At 63.5% G+C, this 17,840-nt stretch carries 27 protein-coding genes; 5 read left to right on the top strand and 22 right to left on the bottom strand.

Going from position 1 to position 17,840, the window contains the following annotated elements:
* Positions 1 to 105 precede the first annotated feature (105 nt).
* Positions 106 to 831 carry a murein L,D-transpeptidase catalytic domain family protein gene (locus KY084_RS05910; protein WP_219237519.1) on the bottom strand — a complete coding sequence of 242 codons (726 nt, stop codon included), beginning with the start codon at positions 829 to 831 and terminating at the stop codon, positions 106 to 108.
* Positions 832 to 1,039: 208 nt separating this feature from the next.
* Between KY084_RS05910 and KY084_RS05915 the strand changes: the two genes are divergently transcribed.
* Complete coding sequence (locus KY084_RS05915) at positions 1,040 to 1,711, top strand: L,D-transpeptidase family protein (RefSeq protein WP_246586922.1); 672 nt, start codon at positions 1,040 to 1,042, stop codon at positions 1,709 to 1,711.
* 7 nt (positions 1,712 to 1,718) lie between these two features.
* Here KY084_RS05915 and KY084_RS05920 read toward each other — a convergent pair whose 3' ends face one another.
* Genes KY084_RS05920 through KY084_RS05930 form a run of 3 tightly spaced genes read right to left on the bottom strand, consistent with a single transcriptional unit; the run spans position 1,719 to position 3,506 of the window.
* Positions 1,719 to 2,141, bottom strand: coding sequence for a hypothetical protein (locus tag KY084_RS05920; protein WP_219237521.1), 423 nt, complete (start codon positions 2,139 to 2,141; stop codon positions 1,719 to 1,721).
* The gene (locus KY084_RS05925; RefSeq protein WP_219237522.1) at positions 2,131 to 2,421 is read right to left on the bottom strand and encodes a rod-binding protein; all 291 of its coding nucleotides are present in this window, start codon (positions 2,419 to 2,421) and stop codon (positions 2,131 to 2,133) included. Before KY084_RS05925 ends, KY084_RS05920 begins: the two co-directional genes overlap by 11 nt.
* Positions 2,421 to 3,506, bottom strand: coding sequence for a flagellar basal body P-ring protein FlgI (locus tag KY084_RS05930; protein WP_246586947.1), 1,086 nt, complete (start codon positions 3,504 to 3,506; stop codon positions 2,421 to 2,423). Before KY084_RS05930 ends, KY084_RS05925 begins: the two co-directional genes overlap by 1 nt.
* Before the next feature lie 118 nt (positions 3,507 to 3,624).
* On the opposite strand from KY084_RS05930, the gene KY084_RS05935 reads away from it, so the two are divergent.
* Entirely contained in the window at positions 3,625 to 4,044 is a 420-nt protein-coding gene (locus tag KY084_RS05935) for a flagellar assembly protein FliX (RefSeq protein WP_219237524.1), read from the top strand.
* Between the two features lie 61 nt (positions 4,045 to 4,105).
* Here the strand turns inward: KY084_RS05935 and flhB are convergent, their stop codons facing one another.
* The 5 genes from flhB to flgC are packed head-to-tail and all read right to left on the bottom strand — an operon-like array spanning position 4,106 to position 6,983.
* Positions 4,106 to 5,182, bottom strand: coding sequence for a flagellar biosynthesis protein FlhB (gene flhB, locus KY084_RS05940; protein ID WP_219237525.1), 1,077 nt, complete (start codon positions 5,180 to 5,182; stop codon positions 4,106 to 4,108).
* 4 nt (positions 5,183 to 5,186) lie between these two features.
* Positions 5,187 to 5,945, bottom strand: coding sequence for a flagellar biosynthetic protein FliR (fliR, locus tag KY084_RS05945; RefSeq protein ID WP_219237526.1), 759 nt, complete (start codon positions 5,943 to 5,945; stop codon positions 5,187 to 5,189).
* 8 nt (positions 5,946 to 5,953) lie between these two features.
* A complete protein-coding gene (locus KY084_RS05950; RefSeq protein ID WP_219237527.1) occupies positions 5,954 to 6,220 on the bottom strand; it encodes a flagellar biosynthetic protein FliQ in 267 nt (88 codons plus the stop codon).
* Positions 6,221 to 6,236: 16 nt separating this feature from the next.
* Positions 6,237 to 6,563, bottom strand: coding sequence for a flagellar hook-basal body complex protein FliE (gene fliE / locus KY084_RS05955; RefSeq protein WP_219237528.1), 327 nt, complete (start codon positions 6,561 to 6,563; stop codon positions 6,237 to 6,239).
* A gap of 12 nt (positions 6,564 to 6,575) precedes the next feature.
* Positions 6,576 to 6,983, bottom strand: a complete 408-nt coding sequence (gene flgC, locus KY084_RS05960; protein ID WP_219237529.1) for a flagellar basal body rod protein FlgC — start codon at positions 6,981 to 6,983, stop codon at positions 6,576 to 6,578.
* Positions 6,984 to 7,113: 130 nt separating this feature from the next.
* Between flgC and KY084_RS05965 the strand changes: the two genes are divergently transcribed.
* Genes KY084_RS05965 through fliP form a run of 3 tightly spaced genes read left to right on the top strand, consistent with a single transcriptional unit; the run spans position 7,114 to position 8,416 of the window.
* A complete protein-coding gene (locus tag KY084_RS05965; protein WP_219237530.1) occupies positions 7,114 to 7,353 on the top strand; it encodes a FliM/FliN family flagellar motor switch protein in 240 nt (79 codons plus the stop codon).
* Positions 7,350 to 7,685: a flagellar biosynthetic protein FliO gene (locus KY084_RS05970; RefSeq protein WP_219237531.1), complete on the top strand. Its 336-nt coding sequence runs from the start codon at positions 7,350 to 7,352 to the stop codon at positions 7,683 to 7,685. Before KY084_RS05965 ends, KY084_RS05970 begins: the two co-directional genes overlap by 4 nt.
* A 5-nt stretch (positions 7,686 to 7,690) precedes the next feature.
* The gene (gene fliP, locus KY084_RS05975; RefSeq protein ID WP_219237532.1) at positions 7,691 to 8,416 is read left to right on the top strand and encodes a flagellar type III secretion system pore protein FliP; all 726 of its coding nucleotides are present in this window, start codon (positions 7,691 to 7,693) and stop codon (positions 8,414 to 8,416) included.
* Positions 8,417 to 8,419: 3 nt separating this feature from the next.
* Here fliP and KY084_RS05980 read toward each other — a convergent pair whose 3' ends face one another.
* From KY084_RS05980 to motA, 13 genes are read right to left on the bottom strand one after another with little or no spacing between them, the layout of a single operon-like run.
* Positions 8,420 to 9,061, bottom strand: a complete 642-nt coding sequence (locus tag KY084_RS05980; protein ID WP_219237533.1) for a PilZ domain-containing protein — start codon at positions 9,059 to 9,061, stop codon at positions 8,420 to 8,422.
* A gap of 12 nt (positions 9,062 to 9,073) precedes the next feature.
* Positions 9,074 to 9,511, bottom strand: coding sequence for a hypothetical protein (locus KY084_RS05985; protein WP_219237534.1), 438 nt, complete (start codon positions 9,509 to 9,511; stop codon positions 9,074 to 9,076).
* A gap of 5 nt (positions 9,512 to 9,516) precedes the next feature.
* Positions 9,517 to 10,344: a flagellar motor protein MotB gene (locus KY084_RS05990; protein WP_219237535.1), complete on the bottom strand. Its 828-nt coding sequence runs from the start codon at positions 10,342 to 10,344 to the stop codon at positions 9,517 to 9,519.
* A gap of 6 nt (positions 10,345 to 10,350) precedes the next feature.
* Positions 10,351 to 10,686, bottom strand: a complete 336-nt coding sequence (locus KY084_RS05995) for a hypothetical protein (RefSeq protein ID WP_246586923.1) — start codon at positions 10,684 to 10,686, stop codon at positions 10,351 to 10,353.
* An 8-nt stretch (positions 10,687 to 10,694) separates the two neighbouring features.
* On the bottom strand, positions 10,695 to 11,213 hold the full coding sequence (locus KY084_RS06000) for a chemotaxis protein CheD (protein WP_219237536.1): 519 nt from the start codon (positions 11,211 to 11,213) through the stop codon (positions 10,695 to 10,697).
* Positions 11,214 to 11,226: 13 nt separating this feature from the next.
* Positions 11,227 to 11,616 carry a response regulator gene (locus KY084_RS06005; protein WP_219237537.1) on the bottom strand — a complete coding sequence of 130 codons (390 nt, stop codon included), beginning with the start codon at positions 11,614 to 11,616 and terminating at the stop codon, positions 11,227 to 11,229.
* Positions 11,617 to 12,666 (bottom strand): protein-glutamate methylesterase/protein-glutamine glutaminase, encoded by a 1,050-nt coding sequence (locus KY084_RS06010; protein WP_219237679.1) that lies wholly within the window; start codon positions 12,664 to 12,666, stop codon positions 11,617 to 11,619.
* A complete protein-coding gene (locus tag KY084_RS06015) occupies positions 12,666 to 13,538 on the bottom strand; it encodes a CheR family methyltransferase (RefSeq protein ID WP_219237538.1) in 873 nt (290 codons plus the stop codon). Before KY084_RS06015 ends, KY084_RS06010 begins: the two co-directional genes overlap by 1 nt.
* A 3-nt stretch (positions 13,539 to 13,541) precedes the next feature.
* Positions 13,542 to 14,066 carry a chemotaxis protein CheW gene (locus KY084_RS06020; protein WP_246586924.1) on the bottom strand — a complete coding sequence of 175 codons (525 nt, stop codon included), beginning with the start codon at positions 14,064 to 14,066 and terminating at the stop codon, positions 13,542 to 13,544.
* Positions 14,063 to 16,267, bottom strand: a complete 2,205-nt coding sequence (locus KY084_RS06025; RefSeq protein WP_219237539.1) for a chemotaxis protein CheA — start codon at positions 16,265 to 16,267, stop codon at positions 14,063 to 14,065. Before KY084_RS06025 ends, KY084_RS06020 begins: the two co-directional genes overlap by 4 nt.
* Complete coding sequence (locus tag KY084_RS06030; RefSeq protein ID WP_219237540.1) at positions 16,264 to 16,629, bottom strand: response regulator; 366 nt, start codon at positions 16,627 to 16,629, stop codon at positions 16,264 to 16,266. Before KY084_RS06030 ends, KY084_RS06025 begins: the two co-directional genes overlap by 4 nt.
* Positions 16,626 to 16,958 carry an STAS domain-containing protein gene (locus tag KY084_RS06035; RefSeq protein ID WP_343227962.1) on the bottom strand — a complete coding sequence of 111 codons (333 nt, stop codon included), beginning with the start codon at positions 16,956 to 16,958 and terminating at the stop codon, positions 16,626 to 16,628. Before KY084_RS06035 ends, KY084_RS06030 begins: the two co-directional genes overlap by 4 nt.
* Positions 16,933 to 17,817, bottom strand: coding sequence for a flagellar motor stator protein MotA (motA, locus tag KY084_RS06040; protein WP_219237541.1), 885 nt, complete (start codon positions 17,815 to 17,817; stop codon positions 16,933 to 16,935). Before motA ends, KY084_RS06035 begins: the two co-directional genes overlap by 26 nt.
* Positions 17,818 to 17,840 lie beyond the last annotated feature (23 nt).

The following is a 17,840-nucleotide window of genomic DNA, read 5'->3' on the forward strand; positions in this document are numbered from 1 at the left end:
GACCGCGGCGCGCAACCGTTTCGGCGGTCGTGAGGGCAATGGCGCCAACTTCACGAAAGCGGAAGGGCGCGGCCGTCCTGACTTCGGATCAACGGCGGATTGGGATCAGACCTTGCCCGCGAACAGCAGCCGACCTTCGCCCAGCATCGCGAACACCTTGTCGCGATGCGGTTCGCCTACCGCGAAACAACCCTGGCTGCGGCCCAGCATGCCATGCTTTTCGATCATGTCGGCATTGGCATACCATGCGCCGTGAATGACGATCGCGCGGGCGCGGGCATTGTTGTTTGTCGGATCCAGACCATCGAGACGCTGCGACTTGCCATGCTTACCGACATAGAAGTTCGACGTCAGGAACGCGCCCTCGCTGGTCGAATTGGAATTGGGCACATTCGAAAAGCTGTGCAGATAGCCGCTGTGTGACGGGTCCGACCCGCTGCCATGCGCGACCAGCATTTCGTGCATCGTGCCATCTTCCAGATTGATGACCTGAAGCCGCGGCTTGGCTGAAAACGGCGTAAAATCGGCAAGTGCGATTACATCGCGCTTGGCGATCCGGTCGCCGTGCGAATCCAGTGCGGCGAGCGCGCGCTGAAACAATTCGGGCCGCACGCCCCTGGGTGCGGTCGGCGCCTTGGCGATAGCGGACGCCGTTTGTGGTGCGGGCGGCACCGGTGCCTTGGGCATACGCGGGTTGATCGCCGGACCGGTCATCGCGGTTTTGTCGCCGATAACCTGACTGGCGCAACTGCCCAGCACCATGGCCGAACCCAGCGTGAGACCCGACCGAAGAAAAGCGCGACGTGAGCGCGCATTATCAAATGTATTCATGGACTTCGTCCCCCGACTCTGTCCCCCTTATTTGCAAGTCCTTATAGCAGGATGCGGCGCGATTTCAGCGGTTCGTTCCGCAACACGGCTCGATCAAGGCACGATTCGTCCATGTGAGAGTCCCGACAGGGGACTGTCCGACGGCTTCCTTTTCATTCTGTTAACCATATACTTGGCTCGTCCACGCAAATTTTACCGGAGATTCGCCTTGCATCGTGCCCTGTTCGCGCTGTTGATCGCGGTCGCCGCGTCGATGACCGGGCTGTGTCCGGCACACGCGCGGGCGGCCGAAACACTGGATGCGGCCAGCCTGTCGTTGAAGAACGGGCAATCTCGCTGGGCCGATGGGGCCGATGGCTCCGGCCGGATCGAAATCGTCATTTCGCTGCCGATGCAGCGGATGTTCGTCTATCGCGACGGTGACCTGATCGGCGCGACCAGCGTTTCGACCGGGCGCCGCAGCAAGCCCACGCCGACCGGCGATTTCACCATATTGGAAAAGCAGGAATTTCACCGCTCGAATCTCTATTCCGATGCGCCGATGCCATATATGCAGCGGCTGACATGGAGCGGGATTGCGATGCACGCCGGGTATCTGCCGGGCTATCCCGCATCGCATGGGTGCATTCGCATGCCGCGCGCCTTTGCCCGGCGGTTGTACGATATCACCCGTACCGGTGCGCATGTGACGGTGACCGATCAGCGCATCCCCGGCGCGTTGCCCGACCGGCTTCGCCAGCCGCCGCCGGTGCTGATCGCCGAGGCGAGCGATTATGAAAGCGCGCGGTTCAACATGGTGATCCGCAACGGCGTGGCGTTCGCCGCTCCGGGCGAAACCGTGTTCGCCCGCGCCAGGCCGGTGGTCCAGCCGCTTCCGTAAGCCGCGCCTATAACCGCGTGTTGATCGCGATCGGGCTGGGCAGGTCGGTGCGCTGCATCACGCCGCCCGCACCGTAATAGGACGAACTGCTGCCCTGCCGCTTACGGTGGTCCTGTTCGATGGCAATTATCAGGTCCTCGGCCAGCGCGATTTTCCGCTCCAGTGCGGTGGCGTTCGCCTTGGCGCTGGTCGCGAGCCGCTGCGATGCGTCGGCCAGCGATTGTCGAAGGTCCGTATCGATCGTTTCGCGCCAGCCCGGCGTTTCGCGTTCCAGTTTTGCGAGCCGTGCATCGAGCGCGCTGGCAAGGCGGATCTTGTCGCGAACGACTTCGTCGATCTGCTGACGCGGCGCATTGTCGAGCAGCAGGTCGGTTTCCTCTTCGGTAATGCGCGCCATCGACAGTATCAGGTCAAGCAGTTCAATGGCCATCGGGGGTTCCTCCCTGCATCTTGATAATCTGATCGAGCACCGCCGGAGCGAGGCCCAGTCCGCCGCGATCGGCGATCGCGCTACCCATTTTCTCGGCCAGCACGCCGCGAAACATTTCCTCGCCATGCCCGCCGGAAAATTCGCCCTGTTCGACGCTTTCCAGCATGAGCTGGGTCATCTGGCCGATGAACACGGCTTCGAATTCCTTCGCCGTCTTTTCATCGCGCGGGTTGACCGCGGGGCGCGTCGAAACGGCGGGCAGGGGCGTTACGGGATCCATTATTGCACCTCGATATCGGCCTGTAGCGCACCGGCGCTCTTGATCGACTGAAGAATGGTGATGAGGTCGCGCGGGCTGACGCCAAGCGCGTTCAGGCCCGCGACCAGTGAGGAGAGCGAGGTTTCACCGCCCAGCATCCCCAGCGAACGGCCCGATCCGTCGTCGATGCCGATCGACGTGCGCGGCACGGTGGTGGTTTGTCCGTTCGAAAACGGGCCAGGCTGCGACACCATGGGCGTTTCGGTGACGCTGATCGTCAGGCCGCCCTGTGCGATGGCGACGGGGCTGATGCGCACATCCGCGCCCATGACGACGGTGCCCGATGCCTCGTTCACGACCACGCGTGCGGGCTGGTCCACGGTAACGGGCAGATTTTCCACCATCGCCATCAGGTCGACGACTGACCCCTGAAATCCCGCGCCCGGCCCGATTTCGACCGTACCGGGATCAAGCACCGAAGCGGTTCCCGTAAAGCGCGTATTGATCGCGGCGGCGATCATGTTCGCGGTGGTGAAGTCGGGATTTTTAAGCGCGAGTTTCAGCGTCTGCGCGGAACGCAGCGCATACGGCACCTCGCGCTCAACGATCGCGCCGCCGGCGATCCGGGCAGAGGTCGCAACGCCGCGCGAAACACTGGCCGCCGCGCCCTGCACCTTGAACCCCGAAACGGCGACGGGGCCTTGCGCCACGGCATAGACCTGCCCGTCAAGCGCGCGCAGCGAAGAGGCGATCAGCATGCCGCCCTGAAGACTGGTGGCATCGCCCAGTGCGGCGACGTTAACGTCGATGGTGGAGCCGGAGCGGGCGAAGGGTGGCATCGTGGCGGTGATCGATACGGCAGCGACATTCTGCGTTTTCAACTGCGCGCCGCGCACGTTCACGCCCATGCGCTCCAGCATCGCCTGTATCGATTCCTCGGTGAAGGGCGTGTTGCGCGTGCGATCGCCGGTGCCGGCAAGGCCGACGACCAGGCCATAGCCGACAAGCTGGTTCGAACGGACATTTTCGATATCGACAATGTCCTTGATGCGGTGCTCGGCGGGGCGGGCAAGCGCGTTCAGCGGCATCAGCCCCATCGCTCCCATCGCCAATATTGTCAGGATCAGGCGCATATTCCCCTCTGCAACGCTCCGATTTGTGGTCTTTTGTCTTATAGAAGGAAGAAGGGCCTGCCGGTTTGCGGGTGCAAAGGAAGTGATAGCGATGCGCGTGGAGGGAATTTCGTTGCCGGTCCGGGCGGTGCTCAACGCACTGTCGCGCACCGACACGTCCTTTCGCTTGCCCGGAACGGCACTTGCGGGGCCGGAAGCGCCGCCGCAGACCCCCGGCCCGTCGCTTCAGGCGGCGACGTCGGTTCAGGTCCTGATCGCGGTCGCTGCGATGAACGAATCCCCGCAACAGCGCCGCAAGCAGGAGGCGAAGCGGGTGGACAAAGGGCTTGGCCTGCTGGAGCGGCTGCACGATGCAAGCCTTGGCGGCGCAAGCGAAGCTGAAGTGCTCGAAGCGCTCGAACAATGGGTGGCGGAATTTTCGATGCCCGACAATCCGCAGCTTCAGCAGCTTGCCCGCGATGTCGAATTGCGGGTGAAGGTCGAACTGGCGCGGCACGACCGGCTGGTGTGACCGGCGCCGCCGATAGCGGTTTCGCCTTCGCCCCAGCAGCGCTTTTCCGCAGCCTGCTTCGTCAGCCGCCCTGGCGTTCGCGCGCCAGCTTCATGACATAGCTGATGATTTCGGCGACCGCCGCATAATGTTCGACCGGGATCGGCCGGTCGATTTCGGCGCTGGCATGAAGCGCGCGGGCAAGCGGGCGGTTCTCGACCAGCGGTACGCCCGCTTCGGTGGCGATGGTGCGGATTTTCAGCGCAACCTCGTCGGTGCCCTTGGCCACCACCACGGGCGCTGCCATCGCCCCGTGATCATATTGCAGCGCGACCGCGAAATGGGTCGGGTTGGTGATGACCACGCTTGCCTTTGGTACGGCGGCCATCATCCGGCGGCGCGAACGCTGCATGCCGATCTGGCGTATTTTCGCCTTTATCTGCGGATCGCCTTCCTGATCCTTGTGCTCGTCCTTGACCTCCTGCCGTGACATGCGCAGCTTCTTGAACCAGCTGTGGCGCTGATAAAAAACGTCGAAAATGGCGATCGCGGCGACCAGCACCACCACCGCGCGAAGCACCGCGACAATGATGTTGTGCGTCAGTCCTGCGATGCCGACGGGGTCCAGCCCCACCATCGAATTGAACCCCGGCAGGAACGGGCGCACCACGAAACCGCCCACCAGAACGACCGCGATCAGCTTGGCAAGCGTCTTGCCGAAATCGACAAAAGCGCGTGGGCCGAACAGACGCTTTGCGCCTGAAACCGGTGACAGTTTGGACCATTTGGGCTGCAATCGCGACCAGGATATTGTAGGCGGTCCCTGAAGCAGGCCGCCCATAATGGCGAAAGCGACCATCGCGGCGAGCAGTGGCAGCACGGTGATCGCCAGCGCGCCGAACAGCGTCGCGGCGAGCGACTGTACGCCATCGGGCGTGATGCGAAAGGTTTCGGCGCGGTCCCACAGCACGGCCATTTTCTGCGCCAGCGAATTGACCACATAAGTGCCGATAAAGGCGACCGCGACCAGCAGTGCGGCGAACATCGCGGCGTGGCGAACCTCCTGCGCGGTGGCCGTGTCGCCCTTCTTGCGCGCATCCTCCAGCCGCTTTGGTGTCGGATCTTCTGTTTTCTGGTCCTTGTCGGGTTCCTCGGCCATCCGATCAGCCCCAGCCGTTGTTCAGCCATGCCGCCTGGGCATTGGCGAACGCGATCAGCACGCTGCCCAGCACGCTCGCGGTGATGGTTATGCCCAGCAGCAGGTTCAGCGGCTGGGCGATGAAGAATACCTGAATCGCAGGCGCGATCCGCGCCGACAGGCCCAGCACCACGTTAAAGACGATCGCATAGACGACGACCGGCGCCGCGAGCGACAGGCCAAGCGTCAGCGCATCGCCCGACACGCGAATGGCAAGCTGCGCGAAATCGGATGCGTTGGGCAGCGCGCCGACCGGAAACAGGCCATAGGATTTGATAAGCGCGCCGATCCACAGGTGATGGACGTGCATCGCCATGCACACCACGGCGGCGGCTACGGCGATGAAGCGCGACAGGATCGCCGATTGGCTCGCCTGCGCGGGATCGAACATCATCGCCATCGACAGGCCGATATTCAGGCTCATGATCGACCCCGCGATCGTGATCGCCTGAAACATCAACCGCATGACGAGGCCGAGCGAGAGCCCGACCATCAGTTCGGCGAACAGCGCGCCGACGAAAACCGCATCCCCCTGCCGGGCGAGGGGCATTACCTTGCCGGAAAGCAGCGCCCAGAGCGCAAGCGTCATGGCACCGGCCGCGAGCAGGCGTATCTGGTTCGGAATGCCGTCTTCCGAAAATACGGGAAGCAGCGCGATCACTGATCCGACCCGCGCGAACAGCAGGAAGAACGCGGTGACGTACAGTGGCAGATCGGCAAACATTGCCGCCCCTATCGACCGGTGACGATGTGATCGCTGACAAGCGCCATGAACTGCCCCAGCGCGCTGCCCATCATCGGCAGCGACAGCAGAAGCACGACGCCCATCACCAGAATCTTCGGCACGAAGGTAAGCGTTTGTTCCTGCACCTGTGTCAGCGCCTGCATCAGGCCGATGACGACACCGGTGATCAGCGCGCCGAACAACAGCGGTCCGGCGATGGTCAGCGTCAGCACCAGTGCTGCGCGGGCGAGTTCGATGGCGGTTGCGGCGTCCATGGTTTTTGAACCGCGCTTAAATCTGCATGCGCATGATTTCGGAATAGGCGCCGACGACCTTGTCGCGCACCGCGACGACGGTATCCAGCGCCATTTCCGCCGCGCCCATCGCCGTCACCACGTCGATAAGATCGCCCTTGCCGGCGACCTGTTTCGACGAAGCGGTTTCGGCCGCGTGCAGATTTCCCGCGGTCTGTTCAACCATGGATTGCACCATCTGGCCAAAGCCGCCCGCTTCGCCGCTCGCGCCGGTGTCGGCGACGCCGCCGGGGCGGGTTGTTACAGGCGCAAGGCCGGCCGCGCGGCCGTATGCGCCGGCCGCGTCCAAAGCTCCAATCGACATTAGGCTGTTTCCTTATTTCATCAGATCGATGGTGCGCATCGTCATGCCCTTGGCGGCTTCGATGGCGCTAAGATTGGCTTCATAGGCGCGCTGCGCGGCCTTCATATCGGCGGCTTCGACCAGCCCGTTCACATTGGGCTTCAGAACATATCCGTCGCCATCGGCGGCGGGATGGCCAGGCTGATAGACGCGGGTGAAGTCCGACCGGTCGGTCGTCACCCGTTTCACGGCGACGCCGGTGCCGCCGGTCGCGCGGTCCAGTTCGGCCTGAAAGGTCGCGACCTTGCGCCGGTAAGGCGCGCCGCCGGGCGTATCGGAAACGGAGTCCTGGTTCGCCAGGTTTTCGGCGATCACGCGCATTCTGAGCGATTGCGCGCGCAGTCCCGTGGCCGATACCGAAACCGAAGTCTTCAGGTCCATAATAGGATCGTCCCCATCTCGGCAGGCAGGGATTGCCGCCGACACCCCCATCATAGGCAAGTTTTTCCTACCCCGGACCGGAGGCCTGAAATTTCCTCCTATAAATTTGCGCATACAGGAGGTGCAGCCAATGTCCGTATTGGAAGACATATCGGTGGACATGTCGATCGTGTTGGGTTCGACCCAGTTGCCGATCCGGCAGGTGCTAAAAATGAGCCGCGGCGCGATGATCGCGTTCGACAGCGGTCAGGACGATCCGACGCTTATATTCGTAAACGGCACGCTGGTCGCCAAGGGCCATGTGCTGGTCGAGGGCGAGCGCATGTCGGTGGAGATCACCGAGGTCATGCCAAAGGGCGCCACGATATGAACCTGTTCGAACTGCTGCGCATGTTCGGTGCGCTGGCGCTGGTGCTGGGCGGGCTTGCGGGCGCGCTGTGGGCGGTGCGCCGTTATGATCTGAAATTGCCCGCGCGGATCGGCGGCGGTGACCGCATCCGGCGACTGGAGCTGGTCGAACGGCTTTCGATCGATCAGCGGCGCGCGGTGGCGCTTATCCGTCGCGATGGGGCGGAACATCTCATCCTGCTCGCGCCCGAAGGCAATATGGTGGTCGAAACCGCCGCGAATCCCGCCGGGTACGGACGCGCATTTCCCGATTTTCTGCCGCGCTTCGAACGCGCTGACGACCCGCGGGGCTGAATACCATGAAACATGCAATGAAGGCGGCGCTGACCGCCGCGTGGCTGCTCGTCCCCAATGTGGCGCTGGCGCAGGATTCGCTGCTGGGCGGCGGCGGGTCGATGAGCACGCGCGCGATCGGTCTGGTCGCGATGCTGACGGTGCTCAGCCTTGCCCCGGGCATTTTGATGACCGTTACGTCCTTTACCCGGATCGTGGTCGCGCTGTCGCTGCTGCGCACCGGGCTGGGTGCGCAGGGCGTGCCGCCGAACCCGGTGATCATCAGCCTGGCCCTCTTCCTGTCGATCTTTGTGATGGCGCCGACCTTCGAACGCGCCTGGGACGCCGGCGTTCAGCCCTATACGCAGGGGGAGATTGACGAGAGCACGGCGTTCGAACGCACTTCGGAACCGTTTCGCGAATTCATGCTGGGCCAGGTGCGCGAAGACGATCTGGCGATGTTCAACGAATTGTCGCAGGAACCCGCCAAGAGCCGGGCCGACATCTCGCTCGGCACGCTGGTTCCGGCTTTCATGATCTCCGAACTGCGCCGCGCGTTCGAAATCGGCTTCCTGCTGCTGTTGCCCTTCCTGGTCATCGATCTGGCGGTGTCGGCAGTGCTGATGGCGATGGGTATGATGATGCTGCCGCCGGTGACAATTTCGATGCCATGCAAAATCATATTCTTCGTGCTGGTCGACGGCTGGGCGCTGGTCGCGGGCAGCCTGATCCGAAGTTTCGGAACGGGCTGACCGTCAGCGCAGCGCGAAGCGCGCCGGCGAATAGTGCAGCCAGCCGGCAAGCACGGAAAAAGGAATCGGACGGGTGAAGCGAACCCCCGCCGATTCTTCCTTGCGCCAGCGTATCGTGCCCTCGACGGGATCGAGCTGCGGGATGTTCAGCGTGAACAGTCCGTCGGCGAGCGGCAATTGCAGGTTGGTAAGCCGCGCCCCACACGGGTTGATATCCATCATGTCGGCATGGACGATGCGGCCGTGCTGACGTGCGGTCACCGGGCATTGGGTAGGGATTCGCGGCATCCGGTGATGCCATTGCACGCCGGCTTCGCTTCCGTGCAGGACCATATCGGTATCGACCGGCGCGGTGAATTGCATCCCCGCCGCTCCCGGGCTGGTCCAGCAGATATGCCCGACCAATGCGATCTCTCCGCGAAGTTCCACGCGCACTTCGTCACCCGGACGTAGTGGCATCGGCGTTTCAAGCCGTGCACCGCCGCTGGATATATTTCGCACGCGACATAGACCGTCATCCCTGGGCGTCAGCAAATGGGCGACGAGCAAGGTGGTGACCAGCCGTTTTTCGCCATCGGCGCGGCGATCCTGCGGGTCATTCCCGGACTCCGGTTCCGGGTGCTGGGACGCATCGACATTCGCCATCCTGTGCCTCCTTCAGTCCGGCACGGCCTGGGTCACCGCTACACGGCGAACCGTACCTGGCCCCATGCTCTCCTTCGCTGCATCCATGACGACACGGCGAAACTTGTCGATATCGGGAATGGCGCCGTCGACCCCCGCTGCGATCGGGGTGCGATAGGTGCGCAGGTTGATCGCGTGTTGCAAAAACGGCAACCGTTGCGTGACCCGCTCGGCATCATCCTCACCGACTTCCAGTTGAAGTTCAAACGCAGCATAGCCCGAAAGGTGCCCGTCGGCCAGCACCAGCGGCGCGACCATTCGGGGCAGGGGGACGAACACGGTTTTGACCTCCGCCTGGCTTTCGGCACCGCCTTGCGGCGCGCCGAGCAGCAGGTTGGCACCATAACCGCTTCCCGCGCCGACGCCGGCGCCCAGCAGGACAAGTATCAGAGGGAGCAGCAATTTCTTCATCGCGCTCAGAACCGGAAACTTGCATCGGTGGGAAGCGACGGTGCCTCACCCTTTACGATGATGGTGATGCGACGGTTCTCCGCCCGGTCCGGCTGATCGGGATAAAGCGGCTGGCTGCCCCCCATGGCGACCGCGCCCGCGATCCGGTCCGCCGTGATGCCGCCCGCAATCAATGCCCGGCGCGCGGCAAGCGCGCGTTCGCCCGACAGCTTCCAGTTCGCTTCGCTGTCGCCGCCGATCCCGTCGGTATGGCCTTCGACGGTAAGCCGCGCGCCCGATTTGGCCAGCTTTTCCCCGACCAGTTCGAGTCGCTTGCGCGCAAAGTCGTTAAGCTGGGCGGTCGCGGGCCGGAACATCGGCAATTTCGTGCTGTCCATCAGCGTGATGCGCAGCGCGTCGGAATCGGTTTCGACCTTGCTGGTCTTGTTGGTGCTGTCGGTTGGCTGCGCATCGAGCGCGATCCGCAATTCCTGCGCAAGCACGCGCAGCGAAGCGTCCGGGATATTGGCGCTGCCGCCGCGCGAAACGCCGGTGGTCTGCGCGTTCATCGCCGGGACGCCGGTCGGGCGGGGGGCATCGGAATCGGCATCGCGCGCATGGCCTTCGCCGCCAACGCTTTCGCCCGACGTGGTGACCGGGGTGAAATATTCGGCAAGCCCTTTCAGCTTTTCCTTATCGGGATTGCCGATCAGCCATAACAGCATGAAGAATGCCATCATCGCCGTCACGAAATCGGCATATGCGACTTTCCACGCGCCGCCATGATGCCCCCCGCTGATCTTTTTGACCCTGCGGATGACGATCGGGCGATCGTTGGAGGCGCGGCTCGCCATTGCCTATCAGCCCCGGCCCAGCGCGGCGTGCAGCCGATCGTGAACCGCGGTAAGGCGCACCGGCGCGATCGCCTCGTCCGAAGGCAGGCCATTGGCCAGCCGTTCCAGTATCGCGGCGTTCTCCTCGGCATATTGCGCGAGCAGGTCGAAAGTCTGCAGCTTGTCGACATAGCGTTCGACGAAATGTTCGTCGGTGATCAGCAACGCCGCCAGTTCCTCGATCATCAGCCGGGCATGGCGAAGTTCGTCGGCGATCGCATTGTGCAACAGTCCGACCAACCGGTCGGTGGCTTCGCCCGTTGGCGAGGGGGGTGCCGAAGCGCTGTCTTGGGTCATCGTCATGGTTTCCCTCAGAAAAGCTCGATCTCGCCGCCATGTTCGGGCGTCGGGTCGGGTTTGGGCGGCGGCGGGGCGTCGGAGACGCAGCGTGCGCGGATCTTCCCGTCGAACGGGCGGAACTCCACCTTACGCGCGCGCGTGCCGCCAGTGTCGACATGGCCGATGGCTATCCCTTCGGTCTCCAGAAAGCGCTTGGCGAAGGCCGCGTTCGCCGTCCCGATCCCGCCAAGCCCGGCGATGATATTTGCGCCGCCATACAGGTGCGCGCGCAGGTTCTGGCGGTTCGCCCCTGCTTTCATCGTCGCGTTGATAAGCACTTCCATCGCGTGCACACCGTACCGCTGCAAATCCAGTTCGCTCAGCGTGTGTTCGGGGCTGGGTTCGCCCAGCAGGAAGTGATTCATCCCGCCAAGCCGCGCCTCGGCATCGTGCAGGCACACCGCGATGCAGGAGCCGAGCAGCGTCGAAATGACGGTGTCGGCGTCCTTCACTACGGCATGTTCGCCCTGGATGATCGGGATCGTGCGCAACGCTGGTGCTTCCTCAGGTAAGCGCGCCGAAGACGCGTTCGATCTTCTCCTTCAGCGCCGCCGGGGCGAAGGGTTTGACCAGATAGTTGTTGACGCCCAGCGCAGCCGCTTTCTGCACCACCTCCCGGTCGGAGGAACCGGTCAGCATGATGAACACGGTTTTGGCGAGAACGTCGTCCTTGCGCACCGCTTCCAGAAAGGCGAGGCCGTCCATTTCCGGCATGTTGTAGTCGGAGATGACGAGGTGGACCCGATCGGTCTTGATGGCGGGAAGTGCCTCGGTCGCCGTCGGCTTGTCCCGTACATCCTTGAAACCGAAATCCTGCAACGCGCGACGGATCATCGCTCGCATACTGGCCTGGTCGTCCACGACCATCACCCGGATTTGAGAGGCAGCAGGCATTCAACGCTCCCGATTCTGGCCGCTGCAGGCGGACAGGATTGATCCCGCCATACCGGACAGACTGATTTCAGATTGCACCGCGCCCAGCTCCAGCGCCGCGCGTGGCATTCCCCAGACGACGCAGCTTTCGCGCGTCTGGCCAAAGGTCGGCGCGCCCGCCTGCCGCATTTCCAGCAGCCCTTGCGCGCCATCCGCGCCCATCCCGGTCAATAGCGCACCGACCGAGGGTGCGCCGCTGCTCGCGACGGAGCGGAAAAGGGTATCGACCGAGGGACGATGTCCGCCGACCGGATCGCTTTCGATCAGTCGGACGTGCCCGCCAAGGCCACCGTGAAGCGTCATGTGATGTGTGCCTCCCGGTGCAATATAGACGGTTCCCGGCACGATCGGCTGGCCATCGCGCGCTTCGACGATATTCGGCGGGCAGGACCGGTTGAGCCGGTCGGCGAAACTGCCGGTAAAGGCCGCCGGCATGTGCTGGACGACCAGGGTCGGCGGGCAGTTTTCGGGAAAGGACGACAGGACGTGGAACAGTGCTTCTACGCCGCCGGTCGATGCGCCGATCGCGATGATGACGTCGCGAAACTTGCCGCCATGGCCAGGTCCGTTCGCATGGCCGTGTGCAGGCGCGGGTTCACGCGCAGGGCGCGTGCTCGACCGGGCTGCATTCTTCACCGTCCGGCAAAGCAGCGCAGCGCTCGCCTCGAGTTCGGCCGGTCCGCCGGTGGGTTTGGCGATACAATCGACCGCACCCAGGCGAAGCGCCTCGATCGTGACCTCGGCCCCCGCGGCGGTGAGCGAGGAGCACATCACCACCGGCATCGGGCGCAGTCGCATGATGCGTTCGAGGAAGGACAGGCCGTCCATTCCCGGCATTTCGACATCCAGCGTGATGACGTCGGGGTTCAACTCCTTGATCATCGTCCGCGCGCTATGCGGTTCGGGCGCCATGCCGACGACCTCGATTTCCGGGTCGGACTTGAAAATATGGGCGAGCGTCGCGCGGATCGCCGCGCTGTCGTCCACGATAAGGGTGCGGACCGGCTGCATCAGTGCGCTCCCGCCAGGCGATAGATCGTGTTGCCGCACGGCGTCATCTTTTCCGCCGCCGGGCCGATCAGCCGCTCCGAATGACCGATATACAGGAACCCGTCGGGCTTCAGCATGTCGACCAGCTTCGCTTCCAGTTCCGCTTTGGCATCGTCGTCGAAATAGATCATGACGTTGCGGCAGAAGATCGCGTCATAGCGCATCCGCATCGGCCATTGATGGAACAGGTTCAGCACTCTGGCGGTGACGAGCGCCCGAACGGCCGGCGCCATGCGATAGCCGCCGTCCTCCTGCTGCATCCACAGGTTGCGATAGGCGTCGGGAACCGGCGCGACGGTGGATTCGGAATACAGCGCTTCACGCGTTGCGTTCACCACCGGTTCCGAAAGGTCGGTGGCGAGAAGCTTCACATCGCGCCCGTTCATCCATTGGGCGTGCGAACGATCGGTGCCCAGCAGGCACATCGCGATGGTGTAGACCTCTTCCCCGCTGGAACAGGCCGACGACCAGATCCGAACCGGCGTGCGGCTGGTATCGGCCTTCAGGCGCGGCAGCAATTCTTCGCGCAAATGGTCGAAATGATGATCCTCGCGAAAGAAATGGGTGTGGTTGGTTGTCAGCGCGGTGACCATTTCACGCCGTTCGTCCGCATCCGCCTCGACCATATCCAGATACGCCTTGAACCCGGCCAGGCCATGTTTGCGCAGCCGACGGCTGAGGCGCGAATGGACAAGTGTCTTCTTGACCTCGGTCAGGTGGATCCGGGCGTCGGACTGCATGATCCGTGCGACCCGAGCGAAATCGGCGTCGCCAAGCGCGGGTGCGCCGTCGGAGAGCGCGGTGCCATTGGAATCGGGGGCGAGACTCGCCATGGCTCAGGCGGCCAGATCAAGGTGGCGGGTGATCGCCAGCGCGTCGAGATCGAGCAGCAGGACCATCGAATGGGTGTCCTCGCCGCCATCGGTCGCGCGCTGGGGCACCTGAACCAGACCGGAAATCACATTCGCTTCCTGAATTTCAACATCGGGCGCGGGCTGGATCGCATTTTGCTGAATGACGACGATGTCATTCACCTCGTCGATAAGGAACCCTGCCTGCTTTCCCGAAATCGCGACGACCAGCACGCATGAGCGCGGATGGATGACGCTGGGTTCCCAGCCCAGCCGTTCGGCCAGACCGACAATGGGGATCACCGTGCCGCGCAGGTTGCTGACGCCCAGAATATAGCTGGGCACGCTGGGCAACGGGGTGGGCGCGGCCCATTCGCGGATTTCGATCAGGGAGCGCATATCGATGCCGAACACCTGATCGCCCAGCGCGAAGGTGACGATCTTCATTTCGCCGGCAGTGTCCATGTCCGAAGGCGTTTTGTTTTCGGAAGCAAGGGTCAGGTCGTTCATGCCGCAATTCCTCTCATCTGGGCACGGGTTTGATGAAGCGAGGGCGCCGTCAGGGCATCCACGTCGAGAATGAGTGCGATGGAGCCGTCGCCCAGGATGGTCGCGCCGCCCAGACCGCGGATCGGGTAGAGATTTTCTTCCAGGCTCTTGATCACCACCTCGCGGCGGTCGTCGATCGTGTCGACCAGCAGACCGACCTGCCCCTCGGCATCGTTTTCGACGACGACGATCAGGCTGTCCTCGATCGGCCGCCGTTCACCGCGTTCCAGTCCGAACATACGGGGCAGGCGACGGACCGGGATGTACTGGCCGCGCACCTCGATCACCTCGCTGTCGGGCGTGGTCGAACGGACCTGATCGGGTTCGGGTTGGAGCGTTTCGACCACCGTGGCGAGCGGCAGGACGAAGCGCTGCCCGCCCAGCCGGACGACCATCCCGTCGAGAATGGCGAGCGTCAGCGGCAGGACCAGGGTGAACGTCGTACCCTTGCCGGGGACCGAACTGATATCGACGCGGCCGCCCAGCGCTTCCACGTTCGAACGAACAACGTCCATGCCGACACCGCGGCCGGATATGTTCGATATTGTTTCGGCGGTCGAAAAGCCGGGCGCGCAGATAAGCTGGTCGATCTCTTCGTCGGTCAGGTTCGCATCCGGGGCGATCAGGCCGCGTTCGACCGCCTTGCCGCGAACGCGGACGCGATCGATGCCGCGGCCGTCATCAGCGACCGTCACGATGATTCGCGCGCCTTTCTGTTCGGCCGAAAGGGTGACGGTGCCCGCTTCGGGCTTTCCGACGCGAACGCGTTCCTCAGGCGTTTCCAGCCCGTGATCGACGGCGTTACGGATCAGATGAGTCAACGGGTCGCCGATCTTTTCGATGACGCCCTTGTCGACTTCGGTCGTTTCGCCGAAGGTTTCGAGGTCGATGATCTTGCCGGTTTCGGCGTGCAGATCGCGCAGCATCCGGGGGACGCGGCTGAATGCCTGGCGGATCGGCTGCGCGCGCAGGCTCATCACATTGTCCTGTATCTCGCGGGTCAGCCGGGCGAGTTCGGGCAGTTCGACGCGTTCCTGGTCCTCCGAATCGAGCCGGTCGGATAGGATCGAGTTGCGGATGACCAGTTCGCCGACCAGATTCAGCAGCATGTCCAGCTTCGTCAGGTCGACGCGGATCGTCTGCGATCCGTGATCGGGCGCGCGCGCATCCGATACCGGACGGGCCTTCGGTTTGGCAGGAGCCGGCTCGGCCGCTGCCAGGGCGGGGGCCGGTGTCGGCTCCGCAGGAACGGGCGCCTGCGGCTCCGGCGCTTCCTGCGCGCTATCGCTGACCGGATCAGCGGTGGGTTCTTCGGGGGGGGGCTCGCGCTCGATGACGATCAGCGAATCGGGCGGTACAAAGTCGAAGGCATCGTGAATACGCGCTTCGTCGCACCATTCGGGAAGTTCGAGCGTCCAGCTGACATAGCCATTTTCGGGATCGAGTTCACGAAGCGGGGGGAGGGCGCTGGCGTCATAGCCAGTGACCCGGCCGCCAAGCTCTTCCAGTTCGCGGATGACCAGCATCGGCTCTGCGCCGTTCGCCATGGCATCGTTCGAGGGACCGAAACGGACGTGCCAGCCGGGGGCTGCGTCTTTCTCCGCAGCGGCCGCCGGTTTCACGTCGAGATCGGGCAGATCGATCGGTGCGCCGTCAAGCGCGTCGAAATCGTCGATCGCCACCGCCACGGGTTCGAACCCGAACGGATCGTCATCCTCAACGGCGACCGGCTCCGGTTCGGCTACGGGCGCCGGCGCAGGCGTTGGCGCAGATGCTCCGCCAGCGTTCAGGATGGCATCGAGCGCGGCAAGCGATCCGCTGTCGTCGGGCGTGGCGATCGTGCCCTGCGCAGCGGCGACATGATCGGACAGGACGTCGAGCGCGGTGAGCATCACCGCCACCGTTTCGGGCGGGGCCGCGATTCGTTCGGCGCGCACTTCGTCGAGCAGGTTTTCGAAGCGATGGGCAAAGGCGGTCAGCGCGCTATGACCGAACGCTCCGGCGCCGCCCTTGATCGAATGGACGGCGCGAAAGACCGCAGCGATCGTTTCGGAAGACGTGTCGCCATCCTGCATCGCCGACAGGCCCCTTTCGGCCGCCGTCAGCCCTTCGGCGCATTCTTCAAAGAAGATCGCCTGAATTTCGTCGAGTTCGTCGCTCATGGGCATACACGGCGCACGGCCGCCCCCAATTTGGTCGGTTCAAAGGGTTTGGTGATCCATCCGGTCGCGCCGGCGGAACGGGCGCGCGATTTCTTTTCGTCCGAAAATTCGGTCGATAGCACCAGAATGGGGGTGCCGCGGAAATCGGTGATGCCGCGCACCGCCTCTATCAGTTCAAATCCGTCCATCTCCGGCATGTTGATGTCGGTGATGAGCAGGTCGGGACGCACTTCATGCATCCGCTCAAGCCCGTGCTTGCCGTCATTGGCGCTTTCGATGCGATACCCCTGCGCGGTGAGGGTGGCCTTGAGCAGCATCCGCATGCTCGCGGAATCATCGACGGTCAGGATCAGCTTGCTCACGATTTTATTTCCTCTTCGGTAGCAAGGCCCAGCGGGCCGGCAAGACCCAGCGCCTCGATCCTGGTTCTGAAGGCAGGGCTGGCATTGATGATGGTGAACGGATGCCCGTTGGCGTCGGCTTCGGCGCGTCCGGCCAGCAACAGCTGAACCATCGCCTGGCCGACGCTTTCGACCTCGCCCGCGTCGACGATCACCTCTCCACCCAGATCGGTGGCGAGGACGAGGCGGACCTTCAGTTCCTCTCCGTTCACGGTGGAGCCGTTGACGGGCAGCACGATCGTATCGATCGCGTCGGCTGAACCGTCAGGCAGGTTGGGCAGCAAGGTCACTCTTGGCCTCCTCGAGCGCGTTTTCCAGTTCCTGGAATGTTGGGGCGTAATCGGTCGGCGCCGCGCGCCGGGCGATCTCGACCGCGACCTGGGTCGGCATGCCCTGGGCATGTGCGACGATCGCGGTTTTGATGATGAAGAAAGGTTTCACGTCGTCGGCGATCACCTGCTGCAGCTTTTGCGCCAGGGGGCCGACGAAACAGTAGGACAGCAGCACACCCAGAAAGGTGCCGACTAGCGCGCCGCCGATCATCGCGCCCAGAATTTCCACAGGCTGGTCGATCGATCCCATCGTCTTGATGACGCCCAACACGGCGGCGACGATGCCGAGCGCCGGCAGCCCGTCCGCCATTTGCTGCAATGCGTGCTGCGGGTGCATTTCATGCGCGATGTGCGCTTCGATATCGTTTTCCATCGCTTCGGCGATCTGGTGCGGATCTTCGAAGCTGAGCGTCATCATGCGCAGATAGTCGCACACGAACGCGACAAGGTGATGGTTGGCCAGAATGCGCGGATACCGGGCGAAGATTTCGCTTTCCTCCGGCGCGTCGAGATGCGGCTCCAGCGTTACCGCGCCGCCCTTTTTGAACGTGGCCAGCAACGCGAACATCAGCGTCAGCAAATCCTGATAGTCGCTGTGTTTCCAGCGGCTGCCCTTGAACGAACGCATCACGCCGCGCCCGGCGGCTTTCACCACCGACATCGGGTTCGACACCAGAAAAGCGCCGATCGCCGCTCCGCCGATCGCCATCATTTCGTGCGGAAGCGCGTGCAGCACGACCTCCATCTTGCCGCCGGCCCAGATGAAGCTGCCGAACACGCAGGCAAGAATAATGATGAAGCCTACGCCATTTAGCATGATGTCGAACGGTCCCCTGGTGC

It is taken from the genome of Stakelama flava (assembly GCF_019351405.1).
Lineage (GTDB): Bacteria > Pseudomonadota > Alphaproteobacteria > Sphingomonadales > Sphingomonadaceae > Sphingomonas > Sphingomonas flava_A.